This is a genomic window from Erysipelatoclostridium sp. An173 (assembly GCF_963931465.1).
Lineage (GTDB): Bacteria > Bacillota_I > Bacilli_A > Erysipelotrichales > Coprobacillaceae > Thomasclavelia > Thomasclavelia merdavium.
Genome location: NZ_OZ007017.1, coordinates 1752861 through 1772921 on the forward strand (window position 1 = coordinate 1752861; position 20061 = coordinate 1772921).

Below are 20061 nucleotides of genomic sequence, written 5' to 3' on the forward strand. Positions count from 1 at the left end.
TCGATCTTCTCTCTTTCGCTTTTCTATTATCCAGTTTTCAATGATCTCTTCCTGAGTTTCCCTCAATGAGGTCCACTCAAAACTAAACAGAATCTCCACACTTGCTTTCTCCTTAGAAAGGAGGTGATCCATCCCCACGTTCCCGTAGGGATACCTTGTTACGACTTCACCCCAATCATCAATCCCACCTTAGACAGCTCCTCCCTTTCGGTTAGGCCACCGGCTTCGGGTGTTATCAACTCTCGTGGTGTGACGGGCGGTGTGTACAAGGCCCGAGAACGTATTCACCGCGACATTCTGATTCGCGATTACTAGCGATTCCATCTTCATGCACTCGAGTTGCAGAGTGCAATCCGAACTGAGAACGGGTTTCTGGGTTTCGCTCCGCCTCGCGGCTTCGCTTCCCTCTGATCCGTCCATTGTAGCACGTGTGTAGCCCAGGTCATAAGGGGCATGATGATTTGACGTCATCCCCGCCTTCCTCCGGCTTGTCACCGGCAGTCTCGCTAGAGTCCCCAACTTAATGATGGCAACTAGCAACAGGGGTTGCGCTCGTTGCGGGACTTAACCCAACATCTCACGACACGAGCTGACGACAACCATGCACCACCTGTCTCGGATATATCTATCTCTCCATCTCTGGAGCCTTTATCCGGATGTCAAGACCTGGTAAGGTTCTTCGCGTTGCTTCGAATTAAACCACATGCTCCACCGCTTGTGCGGGCCCCCGTCAATTCCTTTGAGTTTCATTCTTGCGAACGTACTACTCAGGCGGAGTACTTACTGCGTTAACTGCAGCACTGGGATCTGACTCCCAACACTTAGTACTCATCGTTTACGGCGTGGACTACTAGGGTATCTAATCCTATTTGCTCCCCACGCTTTCGGGACTGAGCGTCAGTTGCAGTCCAGATCGTCGCCTTCGCCACTGGTGTTCCTCCATATATCTACGCATTTCACCGCTACACATGGAATTCCACGATCCTCTCCTGCACTCTAGCTGCCCGGTTTCTCTGGCACACTGAAGTTAAGCTTCAGCCTTTCACCACAGACCCTTGCTGCCGCCTGCTCCCTCTTTACGCCCAATAATTCCGGATAACGCTCGCCACCTACGTATTACCGCGGCTGCTGGCACGTAGTTAGCCGTGGCTTCCTCATAAAGTACCGTCACTCACATATCATTCCCTATATGTGCCGTTCTTCCTTTATAACAGAAGTTTACAGAACGAATTCCTTCTTCCTTCACGCGGCGTTGCTCGGTCAGGGTTCCCCCCATTGCCGAAAATTCCCTACTGCTGCCTCCCGTAGGAGTCTGGGCCGTGTCTCAGTCCCAGTGTGGCCGGTCACCCTCTCAGGTCGGCTACGCATCGTCGCCTTGGTGGGCCGTTACCCCTCCAACAAGCTAATGCGCCGTAAGCCCATCCTCTACCAGTCCCGTAGCACTTTTAATACAGTTATCATGCGATCTCTGTACCTATGCGGTCTTAGCTGACGTTTCCATCAGTTATCCCCCTGTAAAGGCCAGGTTGCTTACGTATTACTCACCCGTTCGCCACTCGAGCCCGAAGGCTCGCGTTCGACTTGCATGTATTAGGCACGCCGCCAGCGTTCATCCTGAGCCAGGATCAAACTCTCCATTGTCTTATCCTTTTCAAAGCCTCTCGGCTTCTGCTCTCTTTTTATCTATTAATTGACGTGTGTTCTTTTCGATTCTGTTCAGTTTTCAATGTCCTCTCCGGCTCTTTTGCCGACTAGTTTATCCTACACTCTTTTCTCTCGTTTGTCAATTCTTTTTTTTACTTTTTTCGCTCGGCCCTTCCTTTGAACCTCGCTCCTTCTCTCGAGTGCCCTATTAATCTACCACATCCTCTTTACTTTGTAAATACCTTTTTTTACTTTTTTTAAAAAATTTCTTTACTATCTAAAATAATTGTTACTGGACCATCATTTACTAGTGATACTTCCATCATTGCTCCAAACACTCCAGTCTCTACCATTACACCTTTTTCTTTTAACTGTTGATTAAAGTATTCATATAAAGGTTTAGAAATATCTGGTTTTGCCGCTTCAATAAAACTTGGTCTCCGTCCCTTTTTACAATTAGCATATAGTGTAAATTGTGAAATTGATAAAATACGTCCCTTTACATCTAATAATGACAAGTTCAACTTATCATTTTCATCTTCAAAAATACGTAAATTAATTAATTTATCAACCATCTTATCTACAATCATTTTATTATCACTATCAGTAATACCAACTAAAACCATAAAACCTTTGTCAATACTACCAACTACTTCATTATTTATTTTTACATTACTTGAACTTACCTTTTGAATAACTAATCTCATTTAATACACCTATCTTTCAATATCTAAAAATGCTATAATCATTATAACTGATTTTTAAAGTGAAAGGAAGATACTAATGTCTACTACTCTTGCAAATAAAATGAGACCAAAAAAATTATCTGATATCATTGGACAACAACACTTAGTAGGACCAAAATCAATCCTTACTAAATTTGTTGAAAAAAAACATCCTTTTTCAATTATCCTTTATGGTTCACCAGGATGTGGTAAAACTACAATTGCAATGTGTCTAGCCAATGATTTAAATATTCCATACCGTTTATTTAATGCTTCAACTGGCAATAAAAAAGAAATGGATGCAATAATTGCCGAAGCAAAACTTTCAAATGGTTTATTTGTAATTATTGATGAGGTTCACCGTTTAAATAAAGCTAGACAAGACGACTTGCTTTCCCATGTTGAAAGTGGCTTAATTACTATTGCTGGCTGTACAACAAGTAATCCATATCATTCAATCAATCCAGCAATTAGATCTCGCTGTCATATTCTTGAAGTCAAACCATTAACAACAAATGACATTATTGATGGATTAAAGCAAGCACTATCATCGTCTGAAGGCTTTAATAATGAATATACCATCGAAGACTCTGTTTTAACTAAAATTGCTAAAGCAAGCAGTGGTGATATTCGTTTTGCATATAACTGTTTAGAAATCTGTTCTATCATTTGTGATAATAATCATATTGATGAAAATGTTTTAGAAGCAGCCATGATCAAAACTAATGTAATTTATGACCATGATGAAGATAACTATTATGATACTTTAAGTGGTTTACAAAAATCAATTCGTGGTAGTGATCCTAACGGTGCTATGTTTTATCTAGCTAAATTAATTGAAACTGGTGATTTTGAATCATTACAAAGACGATTAATGACGATCGCCTATGAAGATGTTGGCTTAGCTAATCCTAATGCTTGTATGAGAACCGTAATCGCCTTACAAGCAGCTAAAACAATCGGTTTTCCAGAAGCACGAATTCCATTAGCTAGTGTTATTATTGATCTATGCTTATCACCAAAATCTAAATCAAGCGAAGCTGCAATTGATAGTGCAATCAGCGCTACTAGAGTACAATCATATCGAACTCCAGAATATTTAAGAATGACTCCTGTTGGTTTACAAGAAGATGAAAAATATGATTATAATCGACCTGAATTATGGGAATATATCCAATATCTTCCAAATGAACTAGCAAATCAACAATTCTATGTTCCTTGGATGACTAGTAAATATGAAAAAGCGTTAGCTGAAAATTATCGTCGTATTTTAAAACATGGTCGTACTAATAATATTAAAAAACTCAATCAAAGCAAAAAAGCTGGCTAAATTCCAGCTTTTTCTATTCAATTTCCATACCACTATGAATCAATACTAACTGTTCACCCATAATTTCTTTCATTATTGCAAACGCTTCTTTTCCGGTACAATGTCCGGTATAAAATACTGCGGGTACTTTAGTTAAGATATTAGCAGTTTCTTTAATCATCGTAATTTCATCTTGATCATATGGTATTTTTTTGATCATATGAAAACCACTAATAATTTTATCTGGATACTTTTTAAAAATCTGATCATACCGTTTTAATATATTAACAATACCATTATGAGCACAACCGGAAAATAAATACGAACAATTATTTTCATTTACAACTAAACACTGTTCATGATCAAAATCATCTTGAATCAAAACACCATTTTCTCTTTTTTTCAATCTTTGATTAGTCTGTGGCCAAAATTTACGATCAGTAATATTTGAAAATATAGTTAATTCATCATCAATATTAAGCAAATCATCAATGTAAACCATATTTGACAACAATAAAATCTTTTTATCAATTCCAATATAAGCCGGCCCATTTTCACGAATACTATAATAATCATTCACAGCATTTTTTTGGATATAAATAGTCGCATTAGGATTAATTTTAACAAATGATAAAATACCACCACTATGATCGTAATGACCATGACTTAAAACTACAATATCCACTTGTTTTAAATCAATCCCCAATTGTGTCGCATTTTTTATAAAAGCATCACTAGCTCCAGTGTCCATTAATATCTTATGCTTTTTAGTTTCAATATAAAAACTTAAGCCATGTTCATATAAACAATTGCTACTTCCAGGAGTATCTTCAATTAAATTAATTATTTTCATTTTTAATACCCTGTTTTTTTAAATACCCTTTAACTTCATCAACAGTACTATCAAAATCATCAAGATTAACAGTAAACCAGTTCACTGGCACCTGATTATTAAACCAGGTATATTGTCTTTTAGCATAATTACGCGAATGTTTCTTTATTAATTCAATAGTTTCTTGTAAAGTTTGCTTTTTATCATAATAAGCAAACCATTCTTTATACCCTATTGCTTTCATGCTCTGTAAATCACTTGAATAATTTTTTTCCATCAATGATTCAATTTCTTTTAATAAACCTTGTTCCATCATTAAATCAACACGTTCATTGATTCTTTCATACAACAATTCACGATTTAATGTTAATCCAATAAATTTAGCATCATAGATCATTTCGTGTTTTTGTTTAGCTAAAGTTTCACTCTTTTTAACTCCAGTACTTTCATAAATAGCAATTGCTCGCAATACTCTTTGACGGTTATTTGGATGCAATTCTTTAGCACTCAGTTCATCAATTTCTAATAAGTATTGATATAATTGTTCATTTGTATAATCTTGATATTTTTTTACATATTCTTGATGTTCAATTTGGCTATCACTAAACTGATAATCATAAAGAGCTGCTTTAATATATAGTCCTGTTCCTCCAACTATAATTGGCAGTTTATTACGCATAGTTATTTCTTTGATTTTCTTTCTAACTTCATCTTGAAAATCTTTAACACTATAACTTTCATCAGGATTTTTAATATCGATCAAATGATGAACTACCCCATCCATTTCCTGCTTTGTTACCTTAGCTGTACCAATATCCATTGTTTTATAGATTTGCATTGAATCGCCACTAATTACTTCGCCATTAAAATACTTAGCCAAAGCTACACCCATTTTAGTTTTTCCTACTCCCGTTGGTCCAACAACAACTATTACTTTATCCATTACGCTACCCGTTTAAACAATTTTTCAATTTCATAACTAGAATAATAAACTAAAGTAGGGCGACCATGAGGACAAACATAAGGGTTATCACAACGCATTAAATTATCAATAATATTTTGCATTCCTTCATTTGATAAATGGGTATTACCTTTTAATGACGCTTTACAACTCAATGTGGCAATCGCATGATCTTGTAATTTAACAACATCGACTTTATTATCTTTTAAAACCTGATCAACCATGTCTTCAATAAAAACCTGTTCATCAATATTTTGCATCCATAGTGGTAGTTGTTTAATTACATATCCACAATTACCAAAAACTTCTAGATTAATTCCAACCTGGCTCAACAATTGTTTTCGCTCTTCAATAATCAAAAATTCACTTAATGGATATTCTAATGTAATCGGTACTAATAAATCACGCATTGATAAATTTAAATGCTGATACTTATCTAAAAAATATTCGTAATTAATTCGTTCTTGTGCTGCATGTTGATCAACTAAATACATACCAGTTTCATCTTCACAAATAATATATGTACCATGTACCTGTCCTTTTACAAGTAGTTTCTTTTTCATTAATTTTTCACGAGATTCAACCTTAGTTTCAACTACTTGCTTATCAGGTACAATATATTCGATATTTTGTTCTTGAACTAAATTATAATTATTTTCTTTATCCACAACTTCATTTTCAATATTATCAAAAGTTTCGTTATTTTTATCATCTACATGATTAATATTTTCATTGTCTGTATTTTTTAAAATCGGCTCGATTTCATCTTCTACATCATAGTTAAATTCAAAAGCTGGCTGTTCAATATTTACTTTTGGTTTTTTATAATCAGCTACTGCATTATAAGTTAAATTAACATTTGCAAGCGCCTCGCTTATTCCTTGATATATTAATTCTTTTAATTTCATTTCTTTTGAAAACCGTACTTCTAATTTAGAAGGATGAACATTTACATCTACTAAATAAGGATCGATTTCAATATTAAGAATTGTAATCGGATAGCGTTTTTCAGCCAAATAACGTGAATAAGCATTTTTAATACTATCAATACTAACCTTATTTCTAACTACTCGTGAATTAACCATTGTAATCATATGATTCCTACTAGCACGATTTACATCAATTTTAGAAATAAATCCAGTTATATGAAATTCATCATCACCAAAATCAACCGGAATCATCGCTTTAGCAACATTCAATCCATAAATATTAGAAATTACTTCTAATAAATTACCATTACCATTAGTCTTATAGATTGTTCGTCCATTATGAACTAATAAAAAAGCAATATCTGGATGTGATAAAGATAACCGCTCTAAATAAGTTTGAATATTAGCAAATTCTGCATTCGTAGAACGTACATATTTTAAACGAGCTGGAACATTTTGAAATAATTTTTCAACTTTGATATTAGTTCCTTTTTTACTATCACTTTCTTTATTTTCAATATATTTACCATATTCATAAACCACACTAGTCCCTATTTGACCAGTACTAGTCTTTAATTCAAAATGACTAATAGAGGCAATTGATGGAATAGCCTCGCCACGAAATCCTAATGTTTGGATACAAAACAAATCCTGATCATCTTTGATTTTACTAGTTGCATGACGACTAAAACAAAGCAAAGCATCTTCTTTGTCCATTCCATCACCATTATCAATAACTTGAATTAATTTTAAGCCACCTTCTTCAATAATTACATCGATCTTGCTGCTATTGGCATCGATACTATTTTCAACTAATTCCTTAACAACATTCGCAGGTCGTTCGATTACTTCACCCGCTGCTATTTTATTAGCTAAAATATCATCAAGTTGTCTTATTTTTTGCATTTAATCACCTGCTTTCATTCAATTTCTTTAACTCGATTAAAGTCGATAAAGCATCAATCGGTGATAATGTCATTGGATCAATTCCATCAAGATATTTTTCTACCACACTAGGTGAATTTACTGGAACTTCTTTTAATGAATCATCACTCAAATGATTTTCAATATTGTTCTCTTCTAACGCTTCTAATAATACATTTGCCCGGTTTAAAACTTCATCTGGCAATTTTGCTAGTTTAGCAACATTTACACCATATGATTTATTAGAACGTCCTGGTTTAATACGATATAAAAAGACTAAATCATCATTTTCAATCGAAGCACTAGCATGGACATTTTTTATTCCTAAATTCTTATCTTCTAAGAATGTTAATTCATGATAATGCGTTGAAAATAATGTAATGCATTTAATTTTAGTTGCAATATATTCAATCATTGCTTGAGCGATAGCCATTCCATCAAATGTAGCAGTTCCTCGTCCAATTTCATCAAAAATAATCAATGAATTTTCAGTAGCAAAACGTAAAGCATTATTTGCTTCTAACATTTCAACCATAAAAGTTGATTGTCCAGATACTAAATCATCACTAGCGCCAATTCTAGTAAAAATCTGATCAAAAATTGGTAAATTAGCCTGACTACAAGGAACAAAACATCCAATTTGGGCCATTAAAGCAATCAAAGCAATTGAACGCATATATGTTGATTTACCACCCATATTTGGTCCAGTAATCATTAAAACAGGATTTTTACTATCAATGTCGACATCATTTGCAACATAACTGCCTTCACTCATAACCCGTTCAATAACCCCGTGACGTCCATCAGTAACATTAAATATCTTTTCATGATTAAAAATAGGTCTTACATAACTATTTTCACTAGAAATCATTGCAAGTGATTGGAAAACATCAATTCGAGCAATTACTTTTGCAACATCCTGGATTAGATGAACATCTTTTTTTATTGTATTTCTAATTTGTGTAAAGATTGCATATTCTAGTTTAACCATTTTATCCTGAGCGTTTAATAACTTTGATTCCATCTCTTTTAATTCCGGTGTAACAAAACGTTCTGCGTTGGCTAAACTTTGTTTACGAGTATAGTTAAATTCATCTTTTACTAATGATAAATTTGCTTTAGTCACTTCTATGTAATAACCAAAAACACGATTATATCCTACTTTTAACCCTTTAATTCCAGTACGATCACGCTCTTTTTGTTCAAATTCAATAAGCCATTGTTTACCATGATTACGAATGTAACGAAGTTCATCTAACTCCTCATTAAATCCTTCTTTAATGATATTACCTTCTTTTACAGTTAATGGCGGATTATCAATGATTGCCTGGTCAATCAAATTAATAATATGATTTAAATCTATTAAATGATTAGCTAAATCATTTGTAAGCGGCTCATCTAATGATAATAGTTGATTTTTTAACTCCGGAATTACTTTTAAAGAAGCACTGATCCATTTCAAATCACGAGCATTTATATTACCAAAAGCAATTCGAGAAGATAAGCGCTCTAAATCATAAATATCTTTTAAAATCTCTTTGATACTTTCTCTTTGAATAAAATAATTAGTAAAAATTTCAACTACATCTAAACGTTGTTCAATTTGCTGTTGATTTAAAAGTGGTCTTTCAATCCATTGTTTAAGCATTCTTGAACCCATGGCTGTTTTAGTATGGTCTAATAACCAGTATAAACTACCATATTTATCATTACTTTTAGAGCCTGTTGTTAATTCTAATGCTTTTTTGGTATATTGATCCATTACTACATAGTCTTCATTTTTTATTTCTTCAATGATTTGTAAATGCTCTAATTCTCTTTTTTGAGTATCTAATAAATAGTTCAATAATAAAGATGCTGTTTTAATTTGTTTTAAATCATTTATCTTAGAAAAAATCTTATCATATTTTTCATTATATTTATCATGAGGAAATGGGGAATTTAAAATATTGTCAAAATTACGAATTTGATCAGGTAAAGTCACTAGCTCTTTAACTGCCATTGTTTCTAATTGATTCATCAATAACTTTTCTTTCTTTTCAATATTTACAACACTAAATTCTCCAGTTGTAATATCACAAAAAGCTAAAGTATAATTAAAATCAAATTCTTCTAAAGCGGCAATATAATTATTTCGATTATTTGTTAATGATTCATCAAAAATTGTACCAGGTGTAATTATTTGAACAACACCACGTTCAACGATCCCTCTTTTACCTGGTTCTGTTAATTGTTCAACGATAGCGACACGATGTCCATTATCTACTAATTTTTGAATATATCCACTTGCGGAATGAAAAGGTACCCCACACATTGGTACTCTTTCTTTAGCACCCGCATTTTTACCAGTTAATGCTATTTGTAATTCTTTGGAAACTAAAATAGCGTCATCAAAAAACATTTCATAAAAATCCCCCAATCGAAACATAACGATTGAATCTTGATTTTCTTCTTTAATAGATAAATACTGCATCATCATTGGACTATATTTTTGTTTCATAAATCAACCTCATTTCTAAAAAAATCATTTTCTATTATAACACAAGAATTATTAAAAGAAAAAAGGCTTCCGCCTTTATTTAATAAAATTTTCATCAATCGTTATATTATCAAATTCATCCCACGATTCCATTTCATTTTTTGTTTCAACCCTAATAGTAGTTTTACCAACTACACTTAATGAAATCTCTTTTTCAACTTCAATGACGACTTTATCTTCTAAACAATTAACACCTATACATTTAGGTTCTTGATTACATGTAGCAATCAATTCATCTTGATCATTAAAACTGCGCTGTTCTTTTTTTACTAGATCAAGTTCATTTAAATAACTTACTGTTTGTTTTAAAATATTACTATCATCACGATAGTTATACCACAAGTGAACATCAAAGGTTCCTAAGACTACTGGTTTATCATCTCTAAAAGTTGCATTATAGCGATGATTAGTAATCCAGCAGCCTAAAACCTTATCAAAATTACTAATTTCAAAAGGATATTTATTAATAGTCCTTTTCTTTCCCTTAGCAATTACTGCTTGGGTAATAATCTCACGAATATTATTTGCCATGTTCTCACCTAATTTAATATATGTAAGGTAAGTAAAAAAATGTACTAAAAAGTGGAATATTTATTAGATTTGTCTAATTTAAAAGGTACTTCTAAGAAGTACCTTTAATTTTGATGACCATTTGAAGATGTTGAATCTTTTAAGACAACATCATGTGCTCCACCTTCAACGATACTTGTTGAAGATACAAGAGTAATTTTAGCTTTTTTCTGTAATTCAGGAATTGTTAAAGCACCACAATTACACATTGTTGATTTGATTTTACTTAAAGTTAAACCAACATTATCTTTTAAGCTACCTGCATATGGTACATATGAATCAACACCTTCTTCAAAAGAAAGTTTAGCATCTCCACCCAAGTCATAACGTTGCCAGTTACGCGCACGAGCAGAACCTTCTCCCCAGTATTCTTTCATATATTGACCATTAATACTTACTTTATTAGTTGGAGATTCATCGAATCTAGAGAAATAACGACCTAACATGATAAAATCAGAACCCATAGCCAAAGCTAAAGTCATATGATAATCGTGAACAATACCTCCATCAGAACAGATTGGTACATAAATACCAGTTTCTTTAAAGTATTCATCACGAGCTTTAGCAACTTCAATTGTCGCTGTTGCTTGGCCACGACCAATTCCTTTTTGTTCACGAGTGATACAAATTGATCCACCACCGATACCAACTTTGACAAAATCTGCACCAGCTTCAGCTAAAAATCTAAATCCTTCAGCATCAACAACATTTCCAGCTCCAACTTTTACACTGTCACCATAATGTTCTCTAATCCAATCAATAGTAATTTTTTGCCATTCAGTAAATCCTTCAGATGAATCGATACATAAAACATCTGCACCAGCTTCAATTAAAGCCGGAACACGCTTAGCAAAGTCACGAGTATTAATACCAGCACCAACTACATAACGTTTAGATGCATCTAATAATTCATTAGGATTTGATTTTTTAGTTTCATAATCTTTTCTAAAAACAAAATATGCTAATTTTTGATCATCATCAATAATTGGCAAAGCATTTAACTTATTGTCCCAAATTAAATCATTAGCTTCTTTTAAACTAATGCCTGTATGACCACAAATTAGTTTATCAAACGGAGTCATAAATTCAGACACTTTTGTATCTAAAGACATTCTAGATACTCGATAATCACGACCTGTAACAATACCTAATAATTTACCATTAGCACTGGCATCATCAGTTACTGCCATTGTTGAATGTCCTGTTTTTTCCTTTAAAGCGATAACATCAGCTAACGTATCGTTAACACTTAAGTTAGAATCACTTGGTACAAAACCAGCTTTATATGTTTTTGCACGTTTAACCATTGCTGCTTGACTTTCAATTGTTTGCGATCCATAGATAAATGAAACGCCTCCTTCGCGTGCTAAAGCAACAGCCATATTATCATCAGAAACAGCTTGCATAATTGCTGAAACTAATGGAATATTTAGTGATAATGCAGGTTCTTCACCTTTTTTAAATTTAACTAATGGTGTCTTTAAACTAACATTTTTAGGTTGACACTCTGTAGAAGAATATCCTGGTACTAATAGATATTCGTTAAATGTACGTGATGGTTCATCAAAAAAATATGCCATTTTCTATCTCCTTTTCTTTGTTTTTATTTAATATTTTATAAATTATAATTAGAAATAATTATGAAGTCAAGACCTATTTCAACAATTCTCTATTAATATATGCATTTATCGTTTGTAATAAATTATTTACTTCATCTTTTAAATATAAGTAATTAACTACTAAGGGATGATTTTCAAATTCATCTTTGAGCTGTTGATATTTTTTTATCGTATCAACAACATTACTATCCTGCTTTGCTTTTTGATTAACTATTTTTTTTTGATATGCTTTCATCTTATTTTCCAAAGCTTTTATTTCTTCATTATTACTTATTAAATCTTCATATTTTTGATATTCTTTAATAACATCCAAATTCAATAAATAATCATTTAGTTCTTTTGCATATTCAAAACTATGATTCAACAGCCTCACCCTTTAAAGCCCATGTTTTAGCTTCGGTAATTTTAACTTTAATTATCTTACCAATATCATCAGGGTTTCCTTTAAAATTAACTAATTTTTGATGACTTGTATAACCTGTCAACATTGTTTCATCACGTTTTGAAGTTCCATCAACTAAAACATCGACTACTTTATTTAAGAAACGTTGATTTTGTTTATACGCTTTTTCAGTAACAATTTCATTTAAGCGATATAAACGTTGATCTTTTTCTTCACTTGGAATATTATCAGCCATCTTAGCCGCTGGAGTTCCTTCACGAGGTGAATATACAAAAGTATAAGCTAAATCATATTCACACTCTTGATATAAAGATAATGTATCTAAAAACTGTTCATGAGTTTCATTAGGGAAACCAACAATAATATCAGTTGTGATGGTACAATCAGGAATATATTTTTTAATTTTGTAAAATAAATCTAAATACTGTTCACGAGTATACCGACGTCCCATTTGTTTTAAAACCTGGTTGTTACCAGATTGTACTGGTAAATGAATAGCAGGCATAATATTATCATACTTAGCAATGATTTTGATCATATCTTCACTAAAATCCCATGGATGACTAGTTGTAAATCTAATTCGATCAATTCCAGTTTTAGCAACATCTTCTAAAAGATTCGCAAAACTATAATCATCACCAAGATCTTTACCATAACTATTAACATTTTGACCTAATAAAGTTATTTCTTTATAACCTTGTTTGATCAAATCTTTTACTTCTTCAATAATATCACTAGCTAATCTTGAACGTTCTTTACCTCTAGTATATGGTACAATACAGTATGTACAAAACTTATTGCAGCCATACATAATATTTACCCATGCTTTATATTTATTAGCTCTTTTAACAGGAGTATTTTCTATTACATCGCCTTCTTTAGACCAAACTTCAACGACCATTTCTTTACTATACATAGCCTCTTTTAATAGTTCAGGTAAACGATGAATATTATGAGTTCCAAAAATCAAATCAACGTGCGGATGTTTCTCTAAAATTCTTTTAATAACAACTTCTTCTTGAGCCATGCAGCCACACATTCCAAAAATCAAATCAGGATTAGTCTTTTTTAAATTTTTTACATATCCAACTTTACCAAAAACCTTTTCTTCAGCATTTTCACGAATTGCACATGTATTTAAAATAATAACATCAGCTTCTTTAATATCTTCAGCTGGTTTATATGACATGCTCTCTAAAATTCCCGATAAAGTCTCGCTATCACGCTCGTTTGCTTGACATCCATATGTTTGAATATAATATTTTTTCCCTACTCCGGCTTTAATCATATCAGCAGGAATATGATAAGCATCATCATATCTATTTACTCGATCATGACTCCTTTTTTTAGCTTCATTAAGTGAAGGTCCTTTAAAATAACTACTATAATCTTTCATTTGTTCACCACTTTTCCTAATTATTATATACATAATTATAACATTCCAACACTAATATCTGTATACATTTGACTATTCTAGTTGGTTTTTATTAATTTGTCTAGAAAAAAATAAGGACTTGCGTCCTTATTTGCTTAATTAACCAAAGAATCCATCTGGTTGAATAGAGAAATATAAAACTGCTCCATCTTTAGTTTTCTTAAAAACACTTTTACAATGTCCAGCAGCTTCTTCAGGTGAAAGTTCAGTTTCACATTCTACTTCTGCTTTAATACCTGTTTTTTTAATGAATTTACATTTTACTTTATCATCTTCATATCCATCAAAAAAATCAATTAATTTTTGTGTTTGTGCTGTTTGCATTAATAATTTACATTTTGCCATACAAATTTCCTCCTATATCACTTCTTACATTATAACTCATGCACCAAAAAAAATAAAGCCCTTTCAACTAAGTAAATTTAATTTTTATACTACCTTAATTCTAAGGTCAATCTTAATGCTGTTATCTCTTTATCATCGACAATTAAATCATGAAAAGAAGGGATACAGATAATCTCATTACCTGTAGGAATAATATAACCCCTAGCAATAGCAATTGCTTTTACAGCTTGATTTAACGCTGCGGCACCAATTACTTGAATTTGTAATTTTGAACTATTTCTTATCATACTTGCAATAGCGCCAGCAACATTATTCGGACATGATGATGATGATACTTTTATTGTTTCCATATTTTTCCTCCTAAAAGAATATATGAAAACAATTTTTAATTATGACAAATATGGATGATCTTGATTGATTAAAATTCGTTCTATTTTAATAGGACTATTATTTTCAAAAGTCATCACAACACCAGATAACTGGCCACTGCTTTTAGCAACAATAAACGGTGCCGATGACCCTTTTAATCTTTTTACAATAGAATCCAAATCACAACCAATAGCACTCATATACGGTCCTGTCATTCCAGCATCACTAATAAATGCTAGTTTACCATCAATTATTTTTTCATCAGCTGTTTGAACATGAGTATGGGTTCCAAGTACTGCACTAGCTTTATCTTTTACATAATGGGCAAAAGCAATTTTTTCACTTGTAGCCTCTCCATGAAAATCAATAATATGAATATCTTGTTTTAAATCTAAATATTCATCGATTGCTTCAAAAGGATTACTATAACGACTATCCATAAAAGCTACTCCTAAAACATTAGTAACTCGGATTTTTTTACCTTTTACATCAAAAACTCTTGTTTTAACACCAGGTAAAACTTTAGGCTGATTAATCGGAACGACTAGTTTATCAGCTTCATCAATATAATCATATAACTCTTTTTTATCAAAAGTATGATTTCCCATAGTCATTGCCTGAATACCACAAAATGATAATTCATCATAATGACGTTTTAATAGTCCTTTACCATGACTAGTATTTTCTACATTTGCAATTACAAAATCAATTTTTAAATCATTAACTAAGCGATGTAAATAATCATTAATCATATCTCGGCCAATTGAACCAAAAATATCGCCAATAAATAATATCTTCATTTTTCTTCCTTTCATAAAAAAGATAGGCAATGCCTATCCTTATTTTGCAATTTCACTTGCCCTAACTTCCCTAATGACTGTAACTTTAATATGTCCAGGATAAGTAAGTTCTTCTTCAATTTTATTTTTAATATCACGAGCAATTTTATGTGACATTAAATCATCTACTTTATCTGGCTTAACCACGATTCGTACTTCACGTCCAGCCTGGATAGCAAAGACACGATCAACACCTTCAAAACTTTTAGCCATTTCTTCTAATTTTTCAAGACGTTGAATATAATTTTCAATTGTTTCACTTCTACTTCCTGGTCTAGCAGCACTTAAAGTATCAGCTGCAGCAACCAAAACTGAAATGACACTAGTTGCTGGTACATCACCATGATGTGATTCAATAGCATTAACAACAGTAGCATTTTCACCATGCTTTTTAGCAAATTTAGCTCCTAATTCTACGTGGCTACCTTCCATTTCATGATCCATTGCTTTTCCTAAATCATGAAGTAACCCTGCTCTACGAGCCAATTGTTGGTTTAAACCTAATTCAGCTGCCATGATTCCTGCTAAGTGAGCAACCTCTAGCGAATGCTGCAAAGCGTTTTGACCATAGCTTGTACGATATTTAAGTTTACCAATCATCTTGACAATGTCTTTATCAATTCTTGAAATTCCTAACTCAAATATAGCATCTTCACCAGTTTTTCTAATTACTTCGTCTAATTCATTCTTAGTTTTTTGAACAACTTCTTCAATTCGTCCTGGTTGAATTCGTCCATCTCTAATCAAAGTTTCTAATGATAAACGAGCAATCTCTCGTCTTACTGGATCAAAACAAGAAATTGTAATTGCTTCTGGAGTATCATCAATTATTAAATCAACTCCAGTACATTGTTCAATCGCTTTAATATTTCGTCCCTCGCGACCAATAATTCGCCCTTTCATTTCCTCACTTGGTAAAGCTACTACCGAAACAGTTCTTTCTACTGTTTCTTCTTGAGCATAACGGTTTATCGCATTAGCAATAATATCTCGAGCAAGCAAACTTGCTTTTGATTTAGCTTCCTCTTCACGATCTTTTATGTAAGCCGTCATTTCTGTAGCTGTCTGCTGTTCAACCTGCTTAAATAATTCCTGCTTAGCTTCTTTAGCTGACATGGCAGCAATCTTTTCAAGTTCAACAACTTTGGCATCAATTTTTTCTTTCAATTGGTCTTCTAGTTTACCTAGTCTTGCTTCCCGTTCATCTAATTGTACTACTCTTTGCGCTAAAACATCTTCTTTTCCTTGAATAGCAATATCACGTCGATCAATTGTTTTTTCACGTTGTAAAAGTTTATTTTCATATTCATTAATCTCTTCTCTTTGCTCTTTAGCTTCTTTTTCTGCCTGAAGCTTTAATTCATAAACTTCGGTTTTGGCATCTAAAATAGCCTCTTTAACAAGGGTATCTGCCTTAGCAGTTGCATCATCTATAATTTTCGCAGCACTTACGTTAGCTTTAGAAATTTTTAGTTTATTAATTAAATAACTAACAAAAAAACCTATAGCTACAGCTAGAACATAGGTAAAGATAGAAACGACAATATTTCCTGACATATTTCGTCCTCCTCTTTTTACTATGTAATATATTATTATGAATCTATTTAAATTCATTGTGCGACAAGCACAATAACATTGTATAATATTTTGACATCTTTTACAATGAAAAGTGTTTGTCATAAATTTATTTTATCAATATATTATTTAGTTTATAACAACTGTAAATAGTATTTTTCTATCAAATATAATACTGAAATAGATTATAATTAGTTTTGCTATTAAAAAAGGATAATGCTAAAATAAACAAGAAATGAGGGATATAAAAATGACAAAAACACTTGTATTAGCTGAAAAACCATCGGTAGGAAAAGACATTGCTCGTGTATTACAATGTCACAAAAATATCAATGGCGGTTTAGAAGGAAATAAATATATCGTTACCTGGGCTCTTGGTCATCTTGTAACCTTAGCTGATCCAGAAATGTACGACCATAAATATCAAAAATGGAACTTAGATGATCTGCCAATTATGCCTGAAAGAATGAAATTAGTTGTTATCAAAAACACCGCCAAACAATTTAATGTAATAAAAAATCTTCTTAATCGAAATGACATCAAAGACATTATCATTGCAACTGATGCAGGACGTGAAGGAGAGTTGGTTGCTCGCTGGATTATTAATAAAGCCCATGTAAAAAAACCAATGAAACGTCTTTGGATATCATCAGTTACTGATAAAGCAATTAAAGATGGTTTTAAAAATTTAAAAAATGCTCGTGATTATGAGCCGTTATATCAAAGTGGCTACAGTCGTAGCGTAGCTGACTGGCTAGTCGGTATTAATGCTACCAGAGCTTTGACATGCAAATACAATGCCCAATTAGCTTGTGGTAGAGTTCAAACACCTACTTTAGCGATGATTGATAAAAGAGAAACAGAAATCAAAAATTTTCAACCCAAAAATTATTATGGCATTGAAATTTTAAGTAATAACATCTACTGGTCATGGCTTTCAAACAAAAATGAAAAACATATATTCAATCAAAATAAAATAGATAATATTATTGAACAATTACAAAATAGCAAATTGAAAATTACAAATATTACTACTAATAATAAAAAATCATATGCCCCTTTGCTTTATGATTTAACAGAATTACAACGTGACGCTAATAAAATATATGGATTTTCAGCCAAAGAAACATTATCAATCATGCAAAGCTTATATGAATATCATAAAGTGCTAACATATCCACGAACTGATTCTCGTTATTTGACTGAAGATATTGTACCAACTTTAAAAGAACGACTTATTGCAAGTAAAGGTGGCTATTTTGATGATGTTATCGATCAAATATTAGCCAACCCGATTAAAAAACAAAATCATTTTGTCAACAACAAAAAAGTAAGTGACCATCATGCAATTATTCCAACCGAACAGCCCGTCATGTTAGGAGCATTTAGTGATAGCGAATTTAAAATTTATGATTTAGTATTAAAACGATTTTTAGCTGTACTATTGCCACCATATATATACAAAAAAACAACGATCAAAGCTAAAGTCAACCAGGAAACATTTACTACTTCTGGAAAAATTGAAATCCAAAGCGGTTGGCAACAAATTTACAATCATGATAACACTGAACAGTTTGAACAAGTACTTCCACTAATGAAAGAAAACGATCAATATGTTGTTAGTGAAATTAAAAAAACCTGTGGTCAAACTACGCCGCCAGCATATTTTAACGAAGCTACACTTTTATCAGCAATGGAAAATCCAGTTCACTATACCAATAATAAATCTAAACAGCTAAATAGTACTTTAATTAACACTGGTGGGCTAGGTACTGTTGCTACTAGAGCTGATATTATCGATAAATTATTTAATACTTTTTTGATTGAAAAAAGAAATAATGAAATTCACGTTACCAATAAAGGGAAACAACTATTACAGTTAGTTCCACAAGATTTAAAAGAACCAGAATTAACAGCTAAATGGGAACTCCAACTCGCTAAAATTGCTAAAAAACAACAAAAGCCCGACCAATTCATTAATGAAATACGACAATACACAAAAAAAATAATTAATGAAATCAATAGCAGTCAGGCAACATTTAAACATGACAACCTAACAACTAAAAAATGTCCTGAATGTAATCATTTTATGTTAGAAGTTAATGGTAAAAAAGGTAAATTATTAGTTTGTTCCAATCCTGATTGCAAGCACAAAGAAACTGTATCAATCATAACCAATGCTCGCTGTCCTAACTGTCATAAAAAATTAGAGTTAGTTGGTAAAAAAGAAAAACAATTATTTGTTTGTAAAACTTGCGGTTATCGCCAATCAATGAATGCTTTTAAAAAAGAAAGAGCAACAAAAGGTAATGAAGCTCGTAAAAGTGATATCAAAAAATACTTGCAGCAACAAAAAAAGCAGCAGACTAACATTGAAGATTCGCCTTTTGCTGCCTTATTAAATATTAAAGATGAGTTAAAATAGTACTACTATTTTAACTTATCTTGCAAGTGAAATAACATCCTTTTCACTTCCCCAAACTCCTGTTTGCACTTGTAATTCAGTTTTCATATCATTAGCAATAGTTTCTGGAACATCAAAAATTAATCTTCCTTGCAAAGTCACTTCAGGATTTATTTCCTGATATATAATTGAGCTATCTCCCAGATAAATTGCCCCATTATCATCAGTAGAATATTCATTACCGTTATTTAATAGTTTAAAGAAACTATCAGAGACTGTCAAAGCTTCTGTTTCATGATTAGTTATTGAAATATCAATAATTAAATATGTATCATTAGCTTCACTTTTTAAATATTCATCACCGACACTCTTAGTAATTTCAACACCGTTAATTAAATAATCAACTTTGCCCACTGTTACAGTTTCACCAATGCTATGATTTTCTTTTTCTTGAGTGCTTTCATTTGTTGTAGATTTATTTTCTGTTTTATTACTACTAGAATCCTCACTACTAGAACCAGCCGCTATAGCAACAATTCCAACAATCAAAACAATACATAAAATCTTTTTTATTAATGAAAGTTCTTTAAATTTAGTAAATATTTTCATCTATAATCCTCCCTCATTAAGGATTATAGC

Annotated in this window: 16 protein-coding genes and 1 rRNA gene; 2 read left to right on the forward strand and 15 right to left on the reverse strand. The window is 32.1% G+C overall.

The features are described from left to right. Positions 1 to 116 precede the first annotated feature (116 nt). Together ABGT36_RS08795 and dtd are read right to left on the reverse strand one after the other, a co-directional pair. Positions 117 to 1641, reverse strand: a 16S ribosomal RNA gene (locus tag ABGT36_RS08795). A 260-nt stretch (positions 1642 to 1901) separates the two neighbouring features. After that, the gene (gene dtd / locus ABGT36_RS08800) at positions 1902 to 2351 is read right to left on the reverse strand and encodes a D-aminoacyl-tRNA deacylase (protein ID WP_346677659.1); all 450 of its coding nucleotides are present in this window, start codon (positions 2349 to 2351) and stop codon (positions 1902 to 1904) included. Between the two features lie 76 nt (positions 2352 to 2427). Between dtd and ABGT36_RS08805 the strand changes: the two genes are divergently transcribed. Then, on the forward strand, positions 2428 to 3699 hold the full coding sequence (locus tag ABGT36_RS08805) for a replication-associated recombination protein A (protein WP_296882378.1): 1272 nt from the start codon (positions 2428 to 2430) through the stop codon (positions 3697 to 3699). Between the two features lie 13 nt (positions 3700 to 3712). On the opposite strand, the gene ABGT36_RS08810 is transcribed toward ABGT36_RS08805, so the two are convergent. From ABGT36_RS08810 to rny, 12 genes are all read right to left on the reverse strand, one after another. Beyond that, a complete protein-coding gene (locus ABGT36_RS08810) occupies positions 3713 to 4531 on the reverse strand; it encodes an MBL fold metallo-hydrolase (RefSeq protein WP_346677660.1) in 819 nt (272 codons plus the stop codon). Further along, entirely contained in the window at positions 4518 to 5453 is a 936-nt protein-coding gene (gene miaA / locus ABGT36_RS08815) for a tRNA (adenosine(37)-N6)-dimethylallyltransferase MiaA (RefSeq protein ID WP_346677661.1), read from the reverse strand. The genes ABGT36_RS08810 and miaA overlap by 14 nt, the downstream gene beginning before the upstream one ends. After that, the gene (gene mutL / locus ABGT36_RS08820) at positions 5453 to 7306 is read right to left on the reverse strand and encodes a DNA mismatch repair endonuclease MutL (protein WP_346677662.1); all 1854 of its coding nucleotides are present in this window, start codon (positions 7304 to 7306) and stop codon (positions 5453 to 5455) included. Before mutL ends, miaA begins: the two co-directional genes overlap by 1 nt. Positions 7307 to 7310: 4 nt before the next feature. Then, positions 7311 to 9824, reverse strand: a complete 2514-nt coding sequence (gene mutS / locus ABGT36_RS08825) for a DNA mismatch repair protein MutS (protein WP_346677663.1) — start codon at positions 9822 to 9824, stop codon at positions 7311 to 7313. 75 nt (positions 9825 to 9899) lie between these two features. After that, entirely contained in the window at positions 9900 to 10394 is a 495-nt protein-coding gene (gene cotE / locus ABGT36_RS08830; protein WP_087301004.1) for an outer spore coat protein CotE, read from the reverse strand. Positions 10395 to 10498: 104 nt separating this feature from the next. Beyond that, entirely contained in the window at positions 10499 to 12013 is a 1515-nt protein-coding gene (locus tag ABGT36_RS08835) for an IMP dehydrogenase (protein WP_087301007.1), read from the reverse strand. Between the two features lie 73 nt (positions 12014 to 12086). Further along, the gene (locus tag ABGT36_RS08840; RefSeq protein WP_087301010.1) at positions 12087 to 12425 is read right to left on the reverse strand and encodes a YlbF family regulator; all 339 of its coding nucleotides are present in this window, start codon (positions 12423 to 12425) and stop codon (positions 12087 to 12089) included. Continuing rightward, complete coding sequence (gene miaB / locus ABGT36_RS08845) at positions 12406 to 13851, reverse strand: tRNA (N6-isopentenyl adenosine(37)-C2)-methylthiotransferase MiaB (protein WP_087301013.1); 1446 nt, start codon at positions 13849 to 13851, stop codon at positions 12406 to 12408. Before miaB ends, ABGT36_RS08840 begins: the two co-directional genes overlap by 20 nt. 138 nt (positions 13852 to 13989) lie before the next feature. After that, positions 13990 to 14235 carry a hypothetical protein gene (locus ABGT36_RS08850; protein WP_087301015.1) on the reverse strand — a complete coding sequence of 82 codons (246 nt, stop codon included), beginning with the start codon at positions 14233 to 14235 and terminating at the stop codon, positions 13990 to 13992. A gap of 89 nt (positions 14236 to 14324) precedes the next feature. Continuing rightward, complete coding sequence (locus ABGT36_RS08855; RefSeq protein ID WP_087301018.1) at positions 14325 to 14585, reverse strand: stage V sporulation protein S; 261 nt, start codon at positions 14583 to 14585, stop codon at positions 14325 to 14327. A 39-nt stretch (positions 14586 to 14624) separates the two neighbouring features. Further along, positions 14625 to 15404 carry a TIGR00282 family metallophosphoesterase gene (locus ABGT36_RS08860; RefSeq protein ID WP_087372198.1) on the reverse strand — a complete coding sequence of 260 codons (780 nt, stop codon included), beginning with the start codon at positions 15402 to 15404 and terminating at the stop codon, positions 14625 to 14627. A 39-nt stretch (positions 15405 to 15443) separates the two neighbouring features. After that, the gene (gene rny, locus ABGT36_RS08865; protein ID WP_087301024.1) at positions 15444 to 17000 is read right to left on the reverse strand and encodes a ribonuclease Y; all 1557 of its coding nucleotides are present in this window, start codon (positions 16998 to 17000) and stop codon (positions 15444 to 15446) included. 268 nt (positions 17001 to 17268) lie between these two features. Here rny and ABGT36_RS08870 point away from each other — a divergent pair, with 268 nt between their 5' ends. Beyond that, on the forward strand, positions 17269 to 19443 hold the full coding sequence (locus tag ABGT36_RS08870; RefSeq protein WP_346677664.1) for a DNA topoisomerase III: 2175 nt from the start codon (positions 17269 to 17271) through the stop codon (positions 19441 to 19443). A gap of 15 nt (positions 19444 to 19458) precedes the next feature. Here ABGT36_RS08870 and ABGT36_RS08875 read toward each other — a convergent pair whose 3' ends face one another. After that, positions 19459 to 20031, reverse strand: coding sequence for a DUF4352 domain-containing protein (locus ABGT36_RS08875; RefSeq protein WP_087301030.1), 573 nt, complete (start codon positions 20029 to 20031; stop codon positions 19459 to 19461). Positions 20032 to 20061: the final 30 nt, after the last annotated feature.